Origin of the sequence: Phaeobacter cretensis, assembly GCF_047372505.1 — a bacterium.
In the GTDB taxonomy this organism is placed as follows: domain Bacteria; phylum Pseudomonadota; class Alphaproteobacteria; order Rhodobacterales; family Rhodobacteraceae; genus Phaeobacter; species Phaeobacter cretensis.
On the sequence record NZ_JBKBEU010000001.1, the window covers coordinates 1,495,496 to 1,514,153 of the forward strand.

Below are 18,658 nucleotides of genomic sequence, written 5' to 3' on the forward strand. Positions count from 1 at the left end.
ACAAGGAGTAATCGCGACCATGGCGTCCGATATATGCGTGAACGTCCGAAGTTTCGTGCAGATCGTTCAGTTGTGTGTACAGATGCGTCTAAGGGTCTATAATACAGCCATGCTTGATCTACTGAGTGACATCCTCACAAACTTGTCGATGCGCGGAACGCTGTACTTTCGCACGTCTTTCACAAAACCGTGGGGCGTCACTGTTCCTAGTTATGAAAACGTGGCCCGGTTCCACTTTGCACATCGCGGCAACTGCCTGGTACGCGTTGATGGCGTGGCAGAGCCGATTGCACTTGCGCAAGGCGACCTTGTCATCGTTCCACATGGCGCATCCCACGATTTATATTGTGGACATGAAACCGAACACACGGTCATGCCGCTTGATGTTGTGTTGGCACAGTCCGACTTTGATGGGTCTGGCGTACTTGTCTATGGTGGAGACGAACCACAAAGTGAAACCCAACTTATCTGCGGCCACTTTTCGTTTGAGCCGAATTCACGCCACATCTTGATGGAGCGCTTGCCGCCGTTCATTCATCTAACGAATTACGGTGAAAGCGCCGGACGATGGATGGAAGCCACACTGCGTGTCATCGGCGAAGAAGCAGGCGGGCGAAAGATGGGGGGCGACCTCATTGCCCTAAAGATGTCCGAAGCGATTTTGGCGCAGGCCATTCGCAGCTACATTGAAAACGGTGACGCGCAGGAGTTCGCTTTGGGCGCATTCGCTGACAAGAATCTAAGCCGTGCAATTGATGCGTTTCATAAGGCCCCTGCGGAGCGGTGGACGGTTGAATCGCTTGCCAGTGCAGCCGGAATGTCACGAACGGGATTCGCTGTTCAGTTTCAAAAGCTGATGCTGATGTCGCCGATGGAATATGTGACGACATGGCGGATGGAGATCGCCAAGAAAGTTCTACAACAGGCAGGGACATCCTTGACCGATGCGGCGGAGAGCGCAGGCTATGCCTCGGATTCTGCATTTACTCGTGCATTTAAGAAAGAGACCGGGCAAACACCGGCAGAATTCCGAAAGTTCAGAGGCGCTGTTCATTCGCATTTCTGAACGATCTGCATTGCTTTTAGGATATTTTAGCATGTTTCGGTCGAACTTCGCCGGGTAACCTTCCTCTATCGGCGCTGACAACCAGCTCAAACTAGAGAAAGAAAACCCATGTTTTCACGCTTCATCACCAAAACCATCCATGCTTATCTTGACTATCCTGTCGCCCTTGGCCTGATCGCGATGCCGTTTATATTCGGATTGGGTGCTACCGCGCCATTGGCCCTCTGGCTATCTGTCGTGACCGGGGTAGCGGCCTTTGCACTGACCGTCCTGACGGATCATCATTTGGGCGTCATTCGCGTCCTACCCTACAGCTTGCACCTTGCGGTTGACGGTCTTGTCGGGATTGCCTTCGTTGCCGCGCCGATTGTTCTGGGCTTTTCTGGTATGGATTTCTGGTACTACATGGTGCTTGGCCTGACTGTTTTGGCGGTCGTAGGCCTACACAAACCCGAAAATCAGGCGGCAATAGCCTAAGATGTTCCCTCCAGCGAAAGGGGGTCGCGTGCTGATCGCGACCCTCTCCTTTTAAGGTCAAGGTATGCCAGACGATCCCGACGCGAAGACATTGTTGGAAGAAGTGCGGGTTTGCACGATCTGTAAGGACTTGCCGCTTGGGCCGCGACCCATTCTACAAATCAGTGCATCCGCCAAAATCTTGATCGTCGGGCAGGCACCCGGACGGATCACACATCACAAGGGAATTCCCTTCGATGACCCATCCGGGAACCGTTTGAGAAGTTGGTTAGGCGTGGATCGGGACACGTTCTACGATGCCTCTAAAATTGCAATTCTGCCGATGGGGTTTTGTTTTCCGGGAACAGGCAAAAGCGGCGACCTACCACCACGGTCAGAATGCGCTCCAGCTTGGCGAGAACGTATTCTGTCAACGCTTCAGGAGGTTGAGCTAACTCTTATCATCGGGCGCTATGCCATCGATTGGCATTTGCCCGCGTATTCCAGTTCCACGGTAACCGCTGCCGTAAAGTCTTGGGCTGAGTTTTGGCCAGAACAGCTGATTTTGCCACATCCCAGCCCCCGAAATAACCGATGGCTGAAATCCAATCCTTGGTTCGAAGACGACGTGATTCCCTCCCTTCAAGAGCGTGTGAAACAGTTGATCTGACCTTGCCGGAGTCATCTTAACCTAAAAGAGCAGACATTCGATTAGCCAAACTAAATGGCGGTTTCGTCCCGCACAGCCGCCAGCCAGTTACAGTCGGCAGCTGCGCTTGCAGCGAAGGACGGCTTCTCGGCGCGGCGGCGCAGCTAAGAACGACGTTTAAGTCGCTCAAAATGATGACTTTGCAAAGTCCGCTTTTAGATTTTCTCCCGCGCTGATTTGCATCACCTCAATCTCATCTAAAGTCGGCAAACGGTCATAGGGCTGCGGCTTCGTGGGCTTACGCACATCGCTAATGGGGTTCGAGGTGATCATTTTCGCGCAACGGTCAGCACCGATGACATAAGCTGCATTTCGCGAATTACGTTTGCGGGCGCGACTTCCTTTAGGCGCCGATCTCGCCATTCTGAGAAGTCTTTGGCCGTTAGATCCTTCAGCCGGATCTTGGCGATTGCATCCCGCCCGATCTTTTCAGCCCTATCATCTCCCCGCGATGCCCCCGCTTTGAAGGCGGAAATTCACGGGCGTAGTGCTCAAACACTTTCCCAGTGTCAGCTTGGCCGCCAACTTGTCATGGTTCAAGAATTCGAACTCAGTTCGAGCAACCCAATCCTTGGCCTCTTGCTCTGTCGGAAAGACCGTTAACTTTCCGACACCATTGCGGACAACCTCGGCCCATCGCTGGCACCCTGGCTGATCAATGAAACGCTATCACTGATCCAATTAGACATCGCCGCAATTCCTGATTAATTACTGTTGAAAATACAATCGAACATAATCACGCCCCACAATCAGCCACCAACTTAGCGTAGACGTCATCGGTAAATTGCCTTGAAGCACGTAGAAAAATGAGCGCAGCAGTCCGACAGGAGATTTCAGATTCATCCATTTCACCAAACTCCGATATGAAGTTAAAGGAAACCAACTTTTCATCCCCCGAATTCGTATCAAAGTTAAAGGATATAGATCTGAATTTTTTATCACCACCCCTTGCAGTAATAAAAAGATCCACGACATCCGGAGGCAAGTCATGAATATCTTCAGCGGAATTCAAAAAGAAAATCCATAGATCTGACAGTCTTGGATCATCAAAGCTCTCGGAGAAATTAAAAATAACCCCTCCTTCATCCAGCTCCTTAAGGTGGTCTTCGAAACCAGCAGGTGGATAGTACATCGTCACAGTTAGTGGCTCACCATCGATCCTAGAAATTAATGTCGATGACATAGAATCGGAAGACCTAGCGCCTGCCACTACAAAAATAACACAAGCTACTGACAATAAGGATAAAAATCTCGCAGAAACTATTTTCACTACTGATCGCACCGCTGCTTTCTCCTATGTCAGCGTTAGAGTTTCACGTCTCAGGGCGGGTTTGGCCACCTCATGAGCTAGATTGCAAGGCTGCTTAATACTACAAATACTGCACCGCAGACCTCGCCCCCCGGCGACGACGATATTCGCAACCGAGAGTAAAGACGCAAGCATAGCCCCCAATTCTGATAAAGCACTTCCCACAAGAGCGCCCGCCTTGTCCGCGCCGAGCTGTTCTTGCGTGCGCTGGACGTCTGTCGGCGATGCTGACCCATGCACCAAAACGGGCCTCTCACGCAGTGCTTCAGTGGCCCATGCTGCAACTGCTTCCACAGTGGTTTCATGCGTATGAAGCGCGATGGGGTCGATCTGGCAGATCGTGCCACCGCCTTGCCGAAAGGCTGCAATTTGCACCAGTGTTGAGCCAGAACGGCTCCCCGCAAGGATCAACGTGTGTCCCTCACCTCGAGGACAAAAAACAGAGGCATGCGTAGGTGTAATGTCATTTGCCGCTACGAGCTTTCGCGCAAGTGGTGTCGCCAGCCCAGAACCGCCAGCAAAGAAAGCAACGTCCTTGAGGACCTAGGCCCAGACTTCCAGATCTTTGTCGTCTGTTGCATCGCCGATGACATGGGGCGTGCTCGCATTTGCCTTGAGCTCAGCTGCTACTGCCTCCGGACCCTCGGCAATAACACTGTGATCAACAAGGGTCACATCACCCGCGACCTGCGCATCTAACAAGCGGCACAGATTTGCGTCCGTCATTGGGTTGAGGGGATAGTTTTCCATATTACTTTCATTCGACAACTCGTTTCCAACAAAAAGACGACCTTTGAAAACCGTGCGCCCGTTCACCGGCAGCGCCGGAATATGAACGACTTGATTGCACGCCATCTTGGTCGCAAGCGCATCAGCGACAGCGACAGCGACAGCGACAGCGACAGCGACAGCGACAGCGACAGCGACAGCGACAGCGACAGCGACAGCGCCGATATTACCTTCGTGCGTGGAATCAAAGGTTGAACAATATTTTAATTGAGCGCACGAAATGCCCATGCGCTGAAGCGCTTTGAGCGCGGTACGAGACTGCGATATTGCCTATTGTACAGGAAACGAGCGCGTTTTGAGCGCAACCACCACGGCATCAAAGTCTCTGGAAACCAAATTCTCGTCAGGTGCGCCAATGGTTTGTACAACGCGCATTCCACCGCGCACCAACATGGATCCGATGTCCGTAGCACCCGTGAAGTCGTCGGCGATAACGCCCAGAATAGCGCCACTTAATGTCATACCACCGTGCACGGCAGGTCTTTGCCCGCGAAAAATGCTTCTAAGTTATCAGCTGCCAACATCCCCATGGCGGTGCGCACTTCAGTCGTTGCAGAACCGATATGCGGCAGAAGCGTTACGTTTTCCAATTCCCGCAAAACATCGGGAACAAATGGCTCTGCTTCGAAAACATCCAATCCGGCCCCTGCGATGCGACCTTCAGATAGGGCATCGATCAATGCGGTCTGATCGATACTATCACCGCGGGCTGTGTTCACCAGATAGGCCGAGGGCTTCATCGCCGCGATATGTTCCGCCGTTACCAAAGGTGTGGAGCCACCGGGCACATGGATCGAAACCACATCTGCTTGGGACAAAACAGCATCGATACTGCCAAGTTGTGTCGCTTCAAAGTCCAGGTCATCGACCGACGAGCGATTGTAAAACACCACATTCATCCCGAACCCAAGAGCCGCACGCCGCGCCGTCGCGCGGCCAATGCGCCCCATGCCAACGATCCCCAAGATCTTGCCTTGAATGCTGCTACCCAGTCCATCCACGATTGAAAAACCGCCCCAGCGATTTTGGCGCAACTTGGTTTCGGCAGCGTAGGAGCGTCTCGTGGCGGCAAGTATCAAGAGCAGGGCAATGTCAGCGGTTGCATCTGTCAGCACATCGGGTGTGTTTGACACGCGAATACCTGCTTCACGTGCAATGTCGGTGTCGATGTTGCTATATCCGACGCCTATGTTGGCAATCATACCAACCCGACGGCCATGGGTTAACAAGACCTCTGCATCAATCCGGTCGCTCACAGTCGGTACCAGCGCATCGTAGTCGCGCATAGCTTGGCATAATACCGCTGCGGTCATCGGGGCATCGGTCTTATTGAAAGTCGCATCAAATGAGTAGGCCAAGCGTGCTTCAACCGTCTCAGGCAACGCACGCGACACCAGAATCTTAGGCTTCATCTATTGGCTCCCTCAGGTTCTCGCAGCTTCGAACTCGGCCCAAACCCTTTCAAGTTTATCGATGTCAAAGCCGGGCTCGCGCGCGGGTGCTAAAACGATAGACTCGCTCGCGACAACAGTCTCAATGGCTTTCTTCAGTTCTGGGATGACGTCGTTTGGAATAACCAAGGCACCATGGCGATCCGCATGAACTAGCTCGTCCTGCGCAACGCGCATCCCCATAATATTTACCGAAGTTCCAATCTCGACCACATGGACAAACCCGTGGCTTGGGCCGATTGACCCCGAAAGGATCGGAAAACCATCATCAATGACATCAAGATCGCGCATAACACCATTTGTAATCGCACCGGCTAATCCTAGTCCCTTGTGCACGGCGACATGCACCTCCCCCCACCAACCGGCGATACAATTGGGATAATCGACGTCTTCGATAACAGCTGCTGTGGGCCCGGAGCCCCCAGCCATTGAGCGGAAATAGTCCATGCGGCGCGCGCGAATAACGTCTGACGATTCATTTGGAGGGGCGAGACCTGCAATTTTGGCCGTGCGTGCAAAGCCAACCGTTGCAGGATCGCCGGGCTTTGAATGTTGCATCGTGCCACGGGTGAAACGGTTAAAACCGCGCTTCCCCTGTGCGACCTCAATCGCATTGCAAACTGTCGGTGTATCAACCGAGCGTAAGAGAGCGAGCAAGTCGTCTGGAATTATTGTGTCAGCCATGCGTTCAATGTCCTGTTTGTAAGTTCGGGTTGTTCCAGCGTCGGCAAATGTCCGGCCCCGGTTATGACGGCCAGATGTGATCCGGCGATCAGGTCATGCATCAATTGGTGACGCTCAAGCGGGCAAAGCCGATCCTCAGCACCGCAAATCAGAAGCGTCGGGATACCCACAGATTTAAGCGTTTCGCGCTGATCGAGGCGATGCTGGATTGCGTGCGATTGATCTGCGAAAACGTCAGGGCCAAGTGTTTCGGCCATATCCATGCATAGGTCCAAAATGTCGTCGCGATGCGGTCCATTTGCTAGATAATTCGGCTTTAGTTGGTCGCGCATCACAGCTTTTAGGTTGCCACTCAGTGCTTTTGCCACCTGCGCGTCTCGCATTGAGCCATTCTGTGGCGGGTCAGGTAGCGCATTTGTATCTAACAGCGCCAACCGGGTAATCCGCTCCGGTTCTTGGCGGATCATCTCCATGGCGACAATGCCGCCCATGGACAGCCCCGCCAACGCAAAGCGCGTCGGCGCTTGGTCAAGGACTGAGCGTGCTAGTGCCTCCATTGTATTGCCGTCTCGCAAAGGTGCGACTGCGACCATTCTCTTATGGGAAAATGCTGCGAGTTGCGGCGCGAATAGCCTCGCGTCGCACATCATGCCGGGCAGTAGAACTAAGGGGTCTCCCATCAGCCGAGCGGCATGGTTTTGCCAGCCGGATCGCCAGTACGACGTACGCGGTACATACTGGCTTCACCTGTCATCGATGGCGAGAGTGATCGCGGCACGCCTTCCGGCATGAGGCAGGTATCACCGGGGGCTAAGGCGGTTTCACCACCCTCCCAGCTCAAGAGCCAATGGCCCTTTACCGGCATCAAAACTTCCGGCGCGTCACAGGTATAATTGTCCGCAGGGATTGACCCACGCGCAATAAAATCAGCCTCAAACCCAGGGCGATCTCGAATAATAGCGTCTTGCCCAATCACATTGACAGGCTGACGGTCGGCCAATGCCATCAAATCAAGATAGCGCGCAACGTAATTTGGAACCACATCGGCTGTTGTCGGCTCAGCTCGCTTGGCAAGTTCTTCGCCAGACATCAACGGCATCGGATGGACATTATGGGGTAAGGTTTCGCCCTTTTTGCTATCGTAGAGCACACCGTTTTCCCCCAAAATAAGGCCATGTGCGGTTGCTTCCTCGATGACTTGCGGGGCCCACATGACGCCACCACCAGCGTCATCGCCACCTAAGAAAGCCATGATCATTCCATAGTCTGTTCCGATGTTTTCAAAACCTCTGAACATGCCTGTCGGAATGTTGAAAATATCGCCTTCTTCCAGCGTCACTTCGCCTGCGTCGCCCCAGCGCCCCCAAAAGAACCGCCAGCGGCCTTTGAGCACGAAGAATGCCTCGGCTGTGTGGTGGTCATGAAGTGAATTGCGGCACCGCGGCGGCTGGCCTGCAGCACCAATGTTGAAGCCGGGGGTCTCGCGGATATGCACATGCTGATCGGGGCTTTCGGAAACACCGCCTCCTACGATGGTAAAGTTTTCCTTCAAGTCACTGCCCGGCGTATGCGCGTCGATGAAAGCGGTTTTACAAGGTTTCAAATCACCATAGCGCACAATGCGTTTATCCATATCTTGCGGTGTCATATTATGTACCTTTTCTCGATTGTAATGGTGTTATTGTGCGGCGCGGATGAGCCAAGTGAGCGAGGACCAGGTCACGGCATTTATGGATATGGCATTCGGCTTTACGCGCTTTCATCGGTCCATCCTTCTGGTACACGTGCGCTGCCTCTAACGACCAATGGGCTGGCAATTTCCAACCGTCCCTTTGACTGTGTGCCGTCTTCAACCATGCCAAGAAGCATCGCGACAGTTTCATCAACCATTTGTTTGACCGGCTGGCGCAGCGTCGTCAGATCATAGATTTTCCATGCCGCCATCGACACGTCGTCATAACCAACGACGGAAACATCTTCGGGGACACGCAGTCCCAAATCACAACGCAAGGTTTCTAATACAGCAAAGGCCATATGGTCATTACCGACAAAGATCGCGTCGGGAACTTCTTTGCCGTCAAACAATTGGCGTGTCGCATCAATCGCCATGCTGCGCCGGAAATGACCGTCGAAAATTGCAAAGGGCTCAAGACCAAATTCCGCCAGGCCATCGACAAATCCCTTTTGGCGGTCCAATCCGTTGACCGATTTTTTCCAGCCTGCGATATGGGCAATCCTTTGATGCCCACCAGCTGCCAGAAAGCGCCCTGCTTTTTGCCCACCGGCATAGTTTGCTGCTGTGACCGAGGGCAGTGCCCTATCTTCTTGTCCGCGGTTGAACAAGACAAACGGTTTTTTGAGGTCCTGCAAGCGCGCGGTTAGTTGGTTCGACATGCTGGCGGAAGCCAGAATGATCCCGTCCACCTGATGCGCCAAAAGCCCCTCGACCACGCCGTCAACTTCCTCGGTAAGGTTCGCCGCAAAAAAAACCATCACATGATAGCCACGCTCAGATAGTTGTTCAGATAGCTTTTGAAGAGCTTCGGGGTAAAACGGGTTTTTGAGATAGGCGAGCACGATCCCAATGGTGAAGGACCGGCCTGTATTCAAGGAACGTGCCAGAGTATTCGGCAAATAACCCAATTCATAGGCCGCGTCTTGAACGCGCTTTTTCTTATCCGAAGATACACGCGACCCAGGGGTAAATACGCGGCTGACGGTCGGTTGGCTTACACCCGCCCTTTGGGCCACCTGGGCCGCTGTTATCCGTGTGTCTGCCATAGTTACTCCGCCGCTGTTGCGTAGGGGACATTCTTGCCCCCGTAACGACGAACGCGGATATTGCATTGTTCAGCGTGGCCTACAAATCCTTCTAAAAGGCACAGACGAGAGCCATACTCACCAATCATCGTGGCAGCCTCATCGGTTGTGATCCGTTGGTAGCTGTGAGTTTTCAGGAACTTGCCGACCCAGAGCCCACCCGTGTAGCGACCTGCCTTCTTTGTCGGAAGGGTGTGGTTTGTTCCGATCACTTTGTCTCCGTTGGCGACGTTGGTGCGCGGGCCAAGAAACAGCGCGCCGTAACTATGCATATTTTGGAGGAACCAATCGTCTTGCGACGTCATCACCTGCACATGTTCATAGGCCATCTCATTGGCCACATCCAACATCTCGCAGTATGTGTCGCAAACGATGATATCGCCATAGTTTTCCCAACTCGCACGGGCGGTATCGGCCGTGGGCAAAATTTGCAAAAGCCGCGCGATTTCACTGACCGTTTCTTCGGCGAGCTTCTTCGAATTCGTGATCATACATGCTGGCGAGTTGTAGCCATGTTCCGCCTGGCCAAGTAGATCAGTCGCACAGAGTTCGGCATCAACGGTCTCGTCTGCTAAAATCATAGTCTCCGTAGGGCCAGCAAAAAGGTCGATACCGACGCGTCCAAACAACTGTCGCTTGGCTTCGGCAACAAAGGCATTTCCCGGACCGACCAGCAAGTGAACTGGCTCAATCGTTTCAGTGCCAAGCGCCATAGCACCAACCGCCTGAATACCGCCAAGGACATAAATCTCATCCGCACCGCCCAGATGCATCGCTGCAATCACTGCCGGATTGGGTTTGCCATTAAACGGTGGTGTGCAGGCAATGATACGCGGGACGCCCGCCACCTTGGCCGTCGCGACCGACATATGCGCACTGGCCACCATTGGAAATTTCCCACCGGGCACGTAGCAGCCCACGGATTGCACGGGGATGTTTTTGTGACCCAAAATCACGCCAGGCAATGTTTCGACCTCGATGTCAGTCATGCTTGCGCGTTGGGCTTTCGCAAAATTGATGACCTGCTCTTGGGCGAATTTGATATCTTCCATATCCCGAGCTGGTACTTTGGCAATAATCGCCTCGATTTCTTTGGATGTCAGGCGATAACTATCACGATCATAGCCGTCAAATTTGTTCGCCAGTTCGCGCACTGCTGCGTCGCCCCGTGTCTCGATATCGGCGAGCGTCGCGGCAACGGCCTCGGCCACTTTTGCGTCCTCGGCTGCTTTTTCAGTCTCGGGTTTAGAGCGTTTTAAATAGTTAGTTGCCATTTTCTTACTTCTTGATGCGGTTACCAGTTGAAGGGTCAAACAGGTAAAGATGATCTGGATCGAGTGTGATACTCACGATGTCGCCTTGCTCTTTGCGCAGGTGCCTGTCGCCTTTGGCGATGACGCGCTGCTGGCCCCATTGCACGGTCAATAGCGTCGCCTCGCCCGTATTTTCGAAGGCATATATGCTTACGTCGATCTGGCCTTTGCCCTCGTCCGAAACCTGCATATCATCTGCACGCACGCCAAGTACGACATTGGAACTGTCTGGTGCAGCCACCTGAACCAGTTTGGTGCCGCCGGTGGTTACAAAAATCCCACCCTGCACGGACCCATTGATTAGGTTCATCGCCGGCGAGCCGATAAAGCCCGCCACAAACAGGTTGGCAGGGTCGTTGTAAATTTCGTCCGGCGTGCCAAGTTGCTGGATTACGCCGTTTTTCATCACCGCAACCCTGTCAGCCAAAGTCATCGCTTCGATCTGATCATGGGTCACGTAGATAGTGGTGATCTTCAATTCGCGGCTGAGGTGTTTCAATTCAGCGCGCATAGTGACACGCAGTTTGGCGTCTAGGTTGGACAATGGCTCGTCCATCAAGAAGACCTTTGGCGTACGTACGATGGCGCGCGCCAGTGCAACACGCTGACGTTGTCCACCAGAAAGCGCCTTGGGCTTGCGGTGCAGGAATTCGGTCAACTCGACTTGTTCGGCGGCTTTCTGAACCTTAGGCGCGATCTCGGCTTTTGGCGTACCGCGCACCCGTAACGGATAGGCGATATTGTCGAATATCGTCATATGTGGATAAAGACCGTAGTTCTGGAAAACCATCGCCACGTCACGATCTTTGGGCAAATCGTCGTTGACGATACGGTCACCAATCCAGATTTCCCCGTCAGTGGGGTCTTCTAAACCCGCAATCATGCGCATCGTCGTGGTCTTACCACAGCCAGAGGGTCCAAGGAGAACAAGGAATTCCTTGTCTTGAATTTCCAGAGACTGGTTATCAACCCCGATGAAATCGCCCCAGCGCTTACTCAGGTTTTTGAGTGTGACTTCAGCCATTAGTAATTTGCTCCCGATGTGTCCAAGGCGCGCCTTTCATTCGATGTCATCGAACTGCACCCATAGTCATGCCTTGCACGAAGTATTTGCGAATGATCAGTGCCAACACGAACATTGGCATCATGATGATAATTCCGGCCGCGCTTAGAAGGTTCCACAAGTCCCCCTCCTCGGCCTTGAACAAAGCGAGCCCAATTGGCAGCGTGACCGAGTCTTTGTTGGTCAGGATCAACGCGAACAAAAATTCGTTCCAAGCGATGATAAAACAAAAGATGCCAGCAGTGAGCAGTCCAGGTGCCGCCATTGGCAGCACAATATTGCGAATAACCTGCATACGCGATGATCCATCCACCATGGCGGCCTCTTCCGTATCCATGGGAATGCCGTCAATGAAGCCTTTGATCATCCAGATCGCAAAAGGCATGACGATTGCCAAATTGACCAGGATCAGCCCTAACCGCGTGTCCAACAAACCGATATCGCGGAACATCACGAAAAATGGCAGTATGATCACCACCGCAGGTACGAATTGTGTCGCCAGAATGATCACCAACATCAAAGTTTCCCCTCGCAATTGGAACCGCGAGAAGGAATAGGCCGCCATAGTTGCGATTGGGATTGCGAATAAAACCGTGACAAGTGCGACAATTGTCGAATTCATCAGCTTGTGCCCCAGATAGTAGGGGGCCTCGAACACCGTGCCAAAGTTTTCCAGCGTCGGTTTAAAGAACAGCTTCAGTTGGAATACGTCGATGTGATTCTTGAAGGCGGCCATGAAAATCCAAAGGATCGGCGCCAGCATGATGACGATTGCGATCAGGATAAGTGTGATCTGACCCGCGTTGATCAGCCGTTTTCTTTGTTTTCCGGTCATCGCACTCACCTCTTCTGGAACACAAATTTAGCGTAGGCGTAGGTGAGGAAGATCATCGGGATCACCATAAGCCAGGCAACGGACGCGGCATATCCGATTTGCCCGTATTTCATGCCGTTAAAGTAAATGTAGTGGCTTAGCGTCTGCGTGGCCGTGCCGGGGCCGCCATTGGTCAGCATGAATATCTGGTCGAAAGTTTTCAGGCTGAAAATGGATTTCAGGATAACAACAACTGCCAGAACGGGCGCCAGCTGCGGCAAGGTCACATCCCGAAACACCCGCCAGCCCGACGCTCCATCAACTTGTGCCGCCTCAATTGTGTCTTGCGGCACGCTGGCCAATCCGCCGATCAGAACCAGCGTCAGAAACGGAATCCACCCCCAGACATCGGCCATGACGCAGACGGCAAAGGCGAGCACAGGATCAGCCAACCAAGAAACATCAGCCAATGGCGGGATCATAACGCCAAAGAATGCGTCAAACAGTCCAAATTCCGGATTGAACATGAAGCGGAAGCTAACGCCAATGAGCGCAGGGCTCATGGCGAAAGGCAGGATCAAAAGCGTTTGAACCCCGCTGCGCAAGCGCCCACCTGGCGCAAGCAACATCGCCAAGCCAAGTGCAAGGAGTGTGGTCAGACCGACGGTTAGCAATGTGTATATCGCGGTCACTTTGACCGAATTCCAAAAGGCCGGTTCGTAAAAGAACGCCCAGGTAAAGTTTTCCCAACCGAGGTACTGATCGAGGGACCCCGGTCGGTTTAGACGACCAACAGTGAATGACAGTCTGAGAGATTCGATCAGCGGCCAGACTGCTGTTGCGAACACTACAAATACTGCAGGCATGACAAGAAGATATTTAAGAGTATTGTCGCGCATGCGCAGAATCCTTGGGAAAAGACCCACCCTGAAAGACATCAGCGTGGGTAGGCACAGCCCGATCAAGAGCGGACAGGGAGAAAGCCGTTATTCTATCCGGCCCGCACGGCGCAAGGCGCGGTTAGCCTGCTCAGCAGCGTCCAACATGAGTTGACGCGTATCACCACCAGCCGCGGCTTCGGCAATCGCAGCCGCCAACAGGTCGCCAACTTCCGGCCATTCCGGGATTTGCGGCATAATGTCGGATTGCTTAAGTGACTCCCAAGCAGCCATCTGGATATTGTCGTTGGCAGCATTCACATCATCGTCAGTCAGTGAACTGATATGGGTCACCACATTGTTGACAATGCTTTCGCCTTCGACTTCACGCTCCGTTGCGTTTGCCTTGTCCATTTCCGGGTTGGACAACCATTTCATGAATTCCCATGCCGCATCTTTGTTCTCGGAATACTCCGAAATCGCGAATGGCATTGAGATTGCATATGTCTTGGTTGTGTCCTCATAGGACGGCATACCAACGAAACCGATCTGATCCTTGGTCAACGTCGACGTCTCGGGATTCTGGAATGCAGAATAGAACCACCACCAGCCAGGGATCATCGCTGACTTACCTTGCATAAAGGACTGACGTGCGTCCTGCTCAACAAATGCAACAGAGTTCGGGTTGGCCACGTTGTGCTCGGTTAGCATCGCAACGTAATCTTCGGTGGCCTTTAGCCCAGCCTCAGAAGCCCAGCCCGCTGTGCCGTCTTCGTTGAAGACCTCCGCGCCAGCACCCCAAAGGAAGTTCAACCAAATGAACAACGCCTGACGGTTACCGTCGTTGTTGTAATAGAGCGCAATCGGCGCGATATCGTCGTGTTCCCAGCTCTCGCCTATCGCCGCAATTTCTTCCCAAGACGATGGTGGGTTTGGGATCAGATCTTTGCGATAAAACATAACCTGCGGGTGTGCACGCAACGGAAAGCCGAGCGTTTGGCCTTCATATTGGGCAGAGCGGGCAAATGCTGCCGGATAGCGATCCATTGAGATGCCATCCCGCGCCATCAAGTCATCAATTGGCATGAGCCAATGCGCGTTGGGCGGGCCCCAACTGTCAAGGTAATTGACCACGTCAAAGGTTCCATTCGCAGCGATACCTTCTGCATTGATCTTTTCCTGCAGGCTGCCGAATGGGATAAATGTCCACTCGGTTTCAATGCCAGTAAGCTCTGTGAATTCGCCATCACGCAGCATCAAACCGTCAAATTGCGGCGTCACGACACTCAGGATATTCAGCTTTGTCCCGGCGAAGGGTTTTCCCTCTGTGAGGTTGTAAGGCAACTCTTCTGCAACTGCAGAAAGTGGAGCCAGCAACATGGCCGCCGCCGCCACACTGGCCTTCAATAAAGTTCTCTTGCGCATTCTATCCTCCCTGATGATTCGCAATTTGTAAGGTTAGGATAGATCAATTTGAATGCGTATTCAAAAAAATCTCGAATACGTATTCTTTCCGCTCGAATTCTCACTTCCGGTGATCGTTCTTATAGACCTTCATCCCTATCCGATAGTTTTGGGCAGCCCATGCCAAAGGGCCTAGCAAAGGGCCTCCAATCAGACGACCAGATCTGCTTTGACAATTTCGGCTGCAATGCAGTAACAAGCGTGCCGTACCCGGGAAACAATGCTACGTTAGCATTGACTACAGAGCAAACGGCGAGAATGTCCCGCGTCTAGGTTGTCCGGACTGCGTGCGTCGGAAGTGCCGTCTCCGTTCCATTCATTACAACGCCCCTGAATGGCTGGAATGACGACATACGCTGTGTTGCAACAACATAAGTGCCGCGACCGCGAGAGGATGCTGCGTCAGCGAAGCGGGAAAAGCGGATAACCGAAAAGTCCGCGTCTTACCAGTTCGTACATCAGGCAGCGAACGCCGCTGTTTCCCGAACCAGCCACTCGCGACCTGTGCGGCGAAGGTTCCAAGAGAGCCCAATTTGATCCGAGCTGCGCAGCGTTCGAATGCCTACATCTGTCAACTCTTCGCATACGAAGATAAAACTGTCTAAGTTGAAAGACCACGGCGTTGTGTGGCGTCAGTAACCATCAGACAGATTTGAGAATTTAACAATGATCACAAATGAATACATCCATGAGATGGCGACCTACGCTCGTTGGCAGAACGACAATATTTATAGGTGCTGCGAAGAGATCGGGCCGGAAGAACGAAAGCGGGATCGCGGGATGTTCTTCGGTTCGATCCACAATACACTGGACCATATATGTGTGGTCAACCGCTCGATCCTGACGTTTCTCAATGGAACGCTGCCAGAACGAACCCCACCTGGTCACTCGGTGTGGCCTGACTGGGAGGAGTTGAAATCCGTCCGTCTTGAACAGGACGAACTTCTGTCGAAAGGCGGGCACGAATGGACTGAGGACTGGCTGGCTGGGAAAACCACTAAACGCGACCCACAAGGTGATGACTTGCCCGCGATCCCACGCTGGGTAATGGTGGTGCAGCTCTTCAACCACCAAACCCACCATCGCAGTCAAGTCACCAGTGTGTTGCACTCCATGGGGATTGACTATGGTGCTACGGATATTCCGTGGCGCCCGGGCGCAGGTTTTTTTGCAGTATAGGGCGACCAAGGTAGTCGGCGAGTATGGCCAACGCCACCTAGCATCCAGTTTCTGTTGCGCGAAAGCAGCCACTCGCTCATCCGAAGCGAATTGTCGCTTCGTCCGCCTTGGTTAGATTAACACGAACTGCGTTGGATGGCAGCTCAGCCAAATAGCCTTAAGTGGTTATTACTACTCCAATCTCAATAGACGACAGTTGAGGTGCTCTAGATTCTTAGACGCTTTGCTTGGTAATTTTGGAACCAAGAGGAAACGGACATGAGCAAGGGCATTCGATTTACGGACGAGTTCAAGCAGGGCGCCGTGGTGCAAGTTGTTGAACGCGGGTTTTTCGATCAAGCGATCGATAATGTCGCTCAATTCCGCGCATGACAGCGACTGTCGCCAACCACCTGCCCCGTCCGGTAGTTTTTCCTGCTCCCAGAGGCTCTCCGAGAATTCATATGCTACGGTTAGTGCTAGCGGCGGCACCGGCAAAACTGATGGGTAGCCTGCCGCGAAGCAGACTAGCGGAACGGCCAAAGTGCCAATTTTCAGTAAAGAGGGAGCGCTCTGTCCGATAGACTCACGCTAATACGTGGGGATATGGGCGTTTCACAAAATACCAACAAAGACAAAAAACAGCACAAAGCGATCGCTAGCCAGTCAATTGGCAAGGTCGGTTTTGTCCTTCAAACTGATCCACGGTCCGCTCGTAACCGAGGCGGGGCCCTGCTCTGCGACACCTAAGACAGCCTACCTCCTCGGGAGCCGACGAAAGCAGGACAGCAGTGCGCCACGTTAGGGTCAAGGAGCAGACTTCCCCCTCGCCATATTGGACCATGTCCCCAATAGGCTACGGGCCGCTCAACCCCTATCAAATAGCATTGCCTCGCCGCCATCCATGCTCTCCACTTGGCAAGGTTACAGGGTAGATCGCTGAAGTGGTGATCTTAAAAATCTGCGCGCATTAGGAGGTGTGACGACTGAGTAAAAGCACTCAAGTTGATCAAAAAAGGAAAGACTATGCATAGTGAAAGGCGAAAGCCTATCGCAAAATACAGACCTACACGCAATCTCAGCATACAGAAAAGTGGCGGACCGAGGAGGATTCGAACCCCCGACCCCCTGATTCGTAGTCAGGTACTCTATCCAGCTGAGCTATCGGTCCACTGCGGCGGGGTTTAAGCGCAGCAGCTCAGCGGCGCAAGCCAAAAATGCCGAAGCTAGCAGGTTTTCTTATTTTACTTCTCTGTGCCTGCTTACACCATAGCAAAGGCCTTATAGCGCGCCATCTCCCTTGGGCAGGCAGATGTCAAAGACAGTGCCAGCCTGCCCTGTTTCCCGTAGGGTCACCATGCCGCCATGACCACGCGCCAACTCATCAGCGATGGCCAGCCCCAAACCAGTACCTCCCTTACGGATACCGCCCTGAAACGGGGTGAACAGGTTTTCCCGTGCCTTTACTGGCAGACCAGGGCCGGTATCCGTAACAGAGATCCACCAGGCCTCCTGGTCCTCGCGGGCGGAAAGTGTAATCCACCCTTCCTTCCCGGTTGCTTCAATCGCTTGGCGGGCATTACGTACCAGGTTCATCACGATGCGGAACAACTGCTCGGGATCGGCCCGCAGGCTAAGATCAACGGGTACATCATTGCAAAAGGTGACGCGTCCATCTGCGCCGCCAGCGAGGCTCTCACTCTCGAGGATATCTTCCACCTGACCATGCAGTGCGACGCGACCAAAGGTTGGCGCAGGTTCCTCGGCCCGACCAAAGGCCAATGTGCCTTCGCAGAGCGATACCGCCCGAGTGATCGAATTGACCAGTTTTGGAGCGAGACGGCGTACAAGAGGGTCCTCGCTCATCTCTATGCGGTCCGTAAATAACTGGGCGGAGGTCAGTATATTACGCAAATCATGACTGATCTTCGCGACGGCACCACCCAGTTGTGCCAGCCGTTCTCGTTGTTTTAGAGCCTGAGTAAGCTCAGTCTGCAATTGCATCAAAGCCTCTTCTGCCTCGCGCAACTCCCGCACCCCAGCGTTGGGATGGATTATGCCACGGGCATCCTCGGGCGCGGCCGCATAGCGCTGCATATAGCCAATAACGCCCTTAATCGGTTTCACCATGAACCGGCGCACGGCAGCAAACAACAGCACCGCTGTAAAGATCGAAATTACCGCTGACAGGAGTAAAATACGCACCCCATAGTCGATCATCGCCGCACGAAGCCCGTCGGTTTCTATCGTGATTTCAATCAAAAGGCCGGCATCGCGCACCGGCGCGCCAATCACCCGGATGACCTGGTTATTCGGGGTAACCAGCCGCTGCATGGCGTGGCCGATCAGCGCAAGCGGGCTGCTCGCCCGCAAATCATAGGTGCCGGAAATCGGTGAGGGGATCGGTGATGACAGCACAAGCTGGCGCATCTCATCCCGCCGCAGAACCACGTTGAAGACACCGGCGTTTTCCAACAACTCCGCCTCCAGCTCAGTTTCCAACATATCGTCCGCCAGCAGCGCGAGAGAGGCTATCTGTGCCCGCTCCAGCCGATCTGCAAGATAGTCGAGTCGAAACCGTGAGATGGAAGGCACAAAGATCAAGATCTCGGCCAACATCACGAAGACCGTAGTCAGGATCAGGAATCTTCCTGAAAGCGTATTGAGCATTCAGCCCCTTCCGG

The 18,658-nt window shown here is 53.3% G+C and carries 18 protein-coding genes, 1 tRNA gene and 1 pseudogene; 4 read left to right on the forward strand and 16 right to left on the reverse strand.

Annotated features, from left to right (window positions below; translation table 11 throughout):
• Window positions 1–19 precede the first annotated feature (19 nt).
• From ACEWZM_RS07135 to ACEWZM_RS07145, 3 genes are all read left to right on the forward strand, one after another.
• Window positions 20–1,066, forward strand: coding sequence for an AraC family transcriptional regulator (locus ACEWZM_RS07135; RefSeq protein WP_414005779.1), 1,047 nt, complete (start codon window positions 20–22; stop codon window positions 1,064–1,066).
• Window positions 1,067–1,174: 108 nt separating this feature from the next.
• A complete protein-coding gene (locus ACEWZM_RS07140; protein ID WP_414005780.1) occupies window positions 1,175–1,543 on the forward strand; it encodes an SPW repeat domain-containing protein in 369 nt (122 codons plus the stop codon).
• A 64-nt stretch (window positions 1,544–1,607) separates the two neighbouring features.
• The gene (locus tag ACEWZM_RS07145; RefSeq protein ID WP_414005781.1) at window positions 1,608–2,192 is read left to right on the forward strand and encodes a uracil-DNA glycosylase family protein; all 585 of its coding nucleotides are present in this window, start codon (window positions 1,608–1,610) and stop codon (window positions 2,190–2,192) included.
• Window positions 2,193–2,357: 165 nt separating this feature from the next.
• Here ACEWZM_RS07145 and ACEWZM_RS07150 read toward each other — a convergent pair whose 3' ends face one another.
• The 14 genes and pseudogenes from ACEWZM_RS07150 to ACEWZM_RS07215 all read right to left on the reverse strand — a co-directional run bounded on the left by ACEWZM_RS07150 (window position 2,358) and on the right by ACEWZM_RS07215 (window position 14,777).
• Window positions 2,358–2,594, reverse strand: coding sequence for a hypothetical protein (locus ACEWZM_RS07150; protein ID WP_414005782.1), 237 nt, complete (start codon window positions 2,592–2,594; stop codon window positions 2,358–2,360).
• 373 nt (window positions 2,595–2,967) lie between these two features.
• On the reverse strand, window positions 2,968–3,513 hold the full coding sequence (locus ACEWZM_RS07155) for a hypothetical protein (RefSeq protein ID WP_414005783.1): 546 nt from the start codon (window positions 3,511–3,513) through the stop codon (window positions 2,968–2,970).
• A gap of 12 nt (window positions 3,514–3,525) precedes the next feature.
• Window positions 3,526–3,951: a nucleotide-binding domain containing protein gene (locus tag ACEWZM_RS07160; RefSeq protein WP_414005784.1), complete on the reverse strand. Its 426-nt coding sequence runs from the start codon at window positions 3,949–3,951 to the stop codon at window positions 3,526–3,528.
• Window positions 3,952–4,083: 132 nt separating this feature from the next.
• A pseudogene (locus tag ACEWZM_RS07165) lies at window positions 4,084–4,791 on the reverse strand (four-carbon acid sugar kinase family protein).
• Window positions 4,788–5,741 carry a 2-hydroxyacid dehydrogenase gene (locus tag ACEWZM_RS07170; RefSeq protein WP_414005785.1) on the reverse strand — a complete coding sequence of 318 codons (954 nt, stop codon included), beginning with the start codon at window positions 5,739–5,741 and terminating at the stop codon, window positions 4,788–4,790. Before ACEWZM_RS07170 ends, ACEWZM_RS07165 begins: the two are co-directional and overlap by 4 nt.
• Before the next feature lie 12 nt (window positions 5,742–5,753).
• The gene (locus ACEWZM_RS07175) at window positions 5,754–6,464 is read right to left on the reverse strand and encodes an RraA family protein (protein ID WP_414005786.1); all 711 of its coding nucleotides are present in this window, start codon (window positions 6,462–6,464) and stop codon (window positions 5,754–5,756) included.
• Window positions 6,449–7,144 (reverse strand): alpha/beta fold hydrolase, encoded by a 696-nt coding sequence (locus ACEWZM_RS07180; RefSeq protein WP_414005787.1) that lies wholly within the window; start codon window positions 7,142–7,144, stop codon window positions 6,449–6,451. The genes ACEWZM_RS07175 and ACEWZM_RS07180 overlap by 16 nt, the downstream gene beginning before the upstream one ends.
• Window positions 7,144–8,112: a cupin domain-containing protein gene (locus ACEWZM_RS07185; RefSeq protein ID WP_414005788.1), complete on the reverse strand. Its 969-nt coding sequence runs from the start codon at window positions 8,110–8,112 to the stop codon at window positions 7,144–7,146. The genes ACEWZM_RS07180 and ACEWZM_RS07185 overlap by 1 nt, the downstream gene beginning before the upstream one ends.
• Window positions 8,113–8,213: 101 nt before the next feature.
• Entirely contained in the window at window positions 8,214–9,245 is a 1,032-nt protein-coding gene (locus ACEWZM_RS07190; protein ID WP_414005789.1) for a LacI family DNA-binding transcriptional regulator, read from the reverse strand.
• A gap of 2 nt (window positions 9,246–9,247) precedes the next feature.
• Window positions 9,248–10,558: a histidinol dehydrogenase gene (hisD, locus tag ACEWZM_RS07195; protein WP_414005790.1), complete on the reverse strand. Its 1,311-nt coding sequence runs from the start codon at window positions 10,556–10,558 to the stop codon at window positions 9,248–9,250.
• 4 nt (window positions 10,559–10,562) lie between these two features.
• Window positions 10,563–11,621 (reverse strand): ABC transporter ATP-binding protein, encoded by a 1,059-nt coding sequence (locus ACEWZM_RS07200; protein WP_414005791.1) that lies wholly within the window; start codon window positions 11,619–11,621, stop codon window positions 10,563–10,565.
• Window positions 11,622–11,667: 46 nt separating this feature from the next.
• A complete protein-coding gene (locus ACEWZM_RS07205) occupies window positions 11,668–12,495 on the reverse strand; it encodes a carbohydrate ABC transporter permease (RefSeq protein ID WP_414005792.1) in 828 nt (275 codons plus the stop codon).
• A 5-nt stretch (window positions 12,496–12,500) separates the two neighbouring features.
• The gene (locus ACEWZM_RS07210) at window positions 12,501–13,373 is read right to left on the reverse strand and encodes a carbohydrate ABC transporter permease (protein WP_414005793.1); all 873 of its coding nucleotides are present in this window, start codon (window positions 13,371–13,373) and stop codon (window positions 12,501–12,503) included.
• Between the two features lie 87 nt (window positions 13,374–13,460).
• The gene (locus ACEWZM_RS07215) at window positions 13,461–14,777 is read right to left on the reverse strand and encodes an ABC transporter substrate-binding protein (RefSeq protein WP_414005794.1); all 1,317 of its coding nucleotides are present in this window, start codon (window positions 14,775–14,777) and stop codon (window positions 13,461–13,463) included.
• Window positions 14,778–15,482: 705 nt separating this feature from the next.
• On the opposite strand from ACEWZM_RS07215, the gene ACEWZM_RS07220 reads away from it, so the two are divergent.
• The gene (locus tag ACEWZM_RS07220) at window positions 15,483–15,995 is read left to right on the forward strand and encodes a DinB family protein (RefSeq protein ID WP_414005795.1); all 513 of its coding nucleotides are present in this window, start codon (window positions 15,483–15,485) and stop codon (window positions 15,993–15,995) included.
• Window positions 15,996–17,068: 1,073 nt separating this feature from the next.
• On the opposite strand, the gene ACEWZM_RS07225 is transcribed toward ACEWZM_RS07220, so the two are convergent.
• Both ACEWZM_RS07225 and ACEWZM_RS07230 read right to left on the reverse strand, forming a co-directional pair.
• Window positions 17,069–17,145: transfer RNA gene (locus ACEWZM_RS07225), tRNA-Arg, on the reverse strand.
• Window positions 17,146–17,255: 110 nt separating this feature from the next.
• Window positions 17,256–18,644: a sensor histidine kinase gene (locus ACEWZM_RS07230; protein ID WP_414005796.1), complete on the reverse strand. Its 1,389-nt coding sequence runs from the start codon at window positions 18,642–18,644 to the stop codon at window positions 17,256–17,258.
• Window positions 18,645–18,658 lie beyond the last annotated feature (14 nt).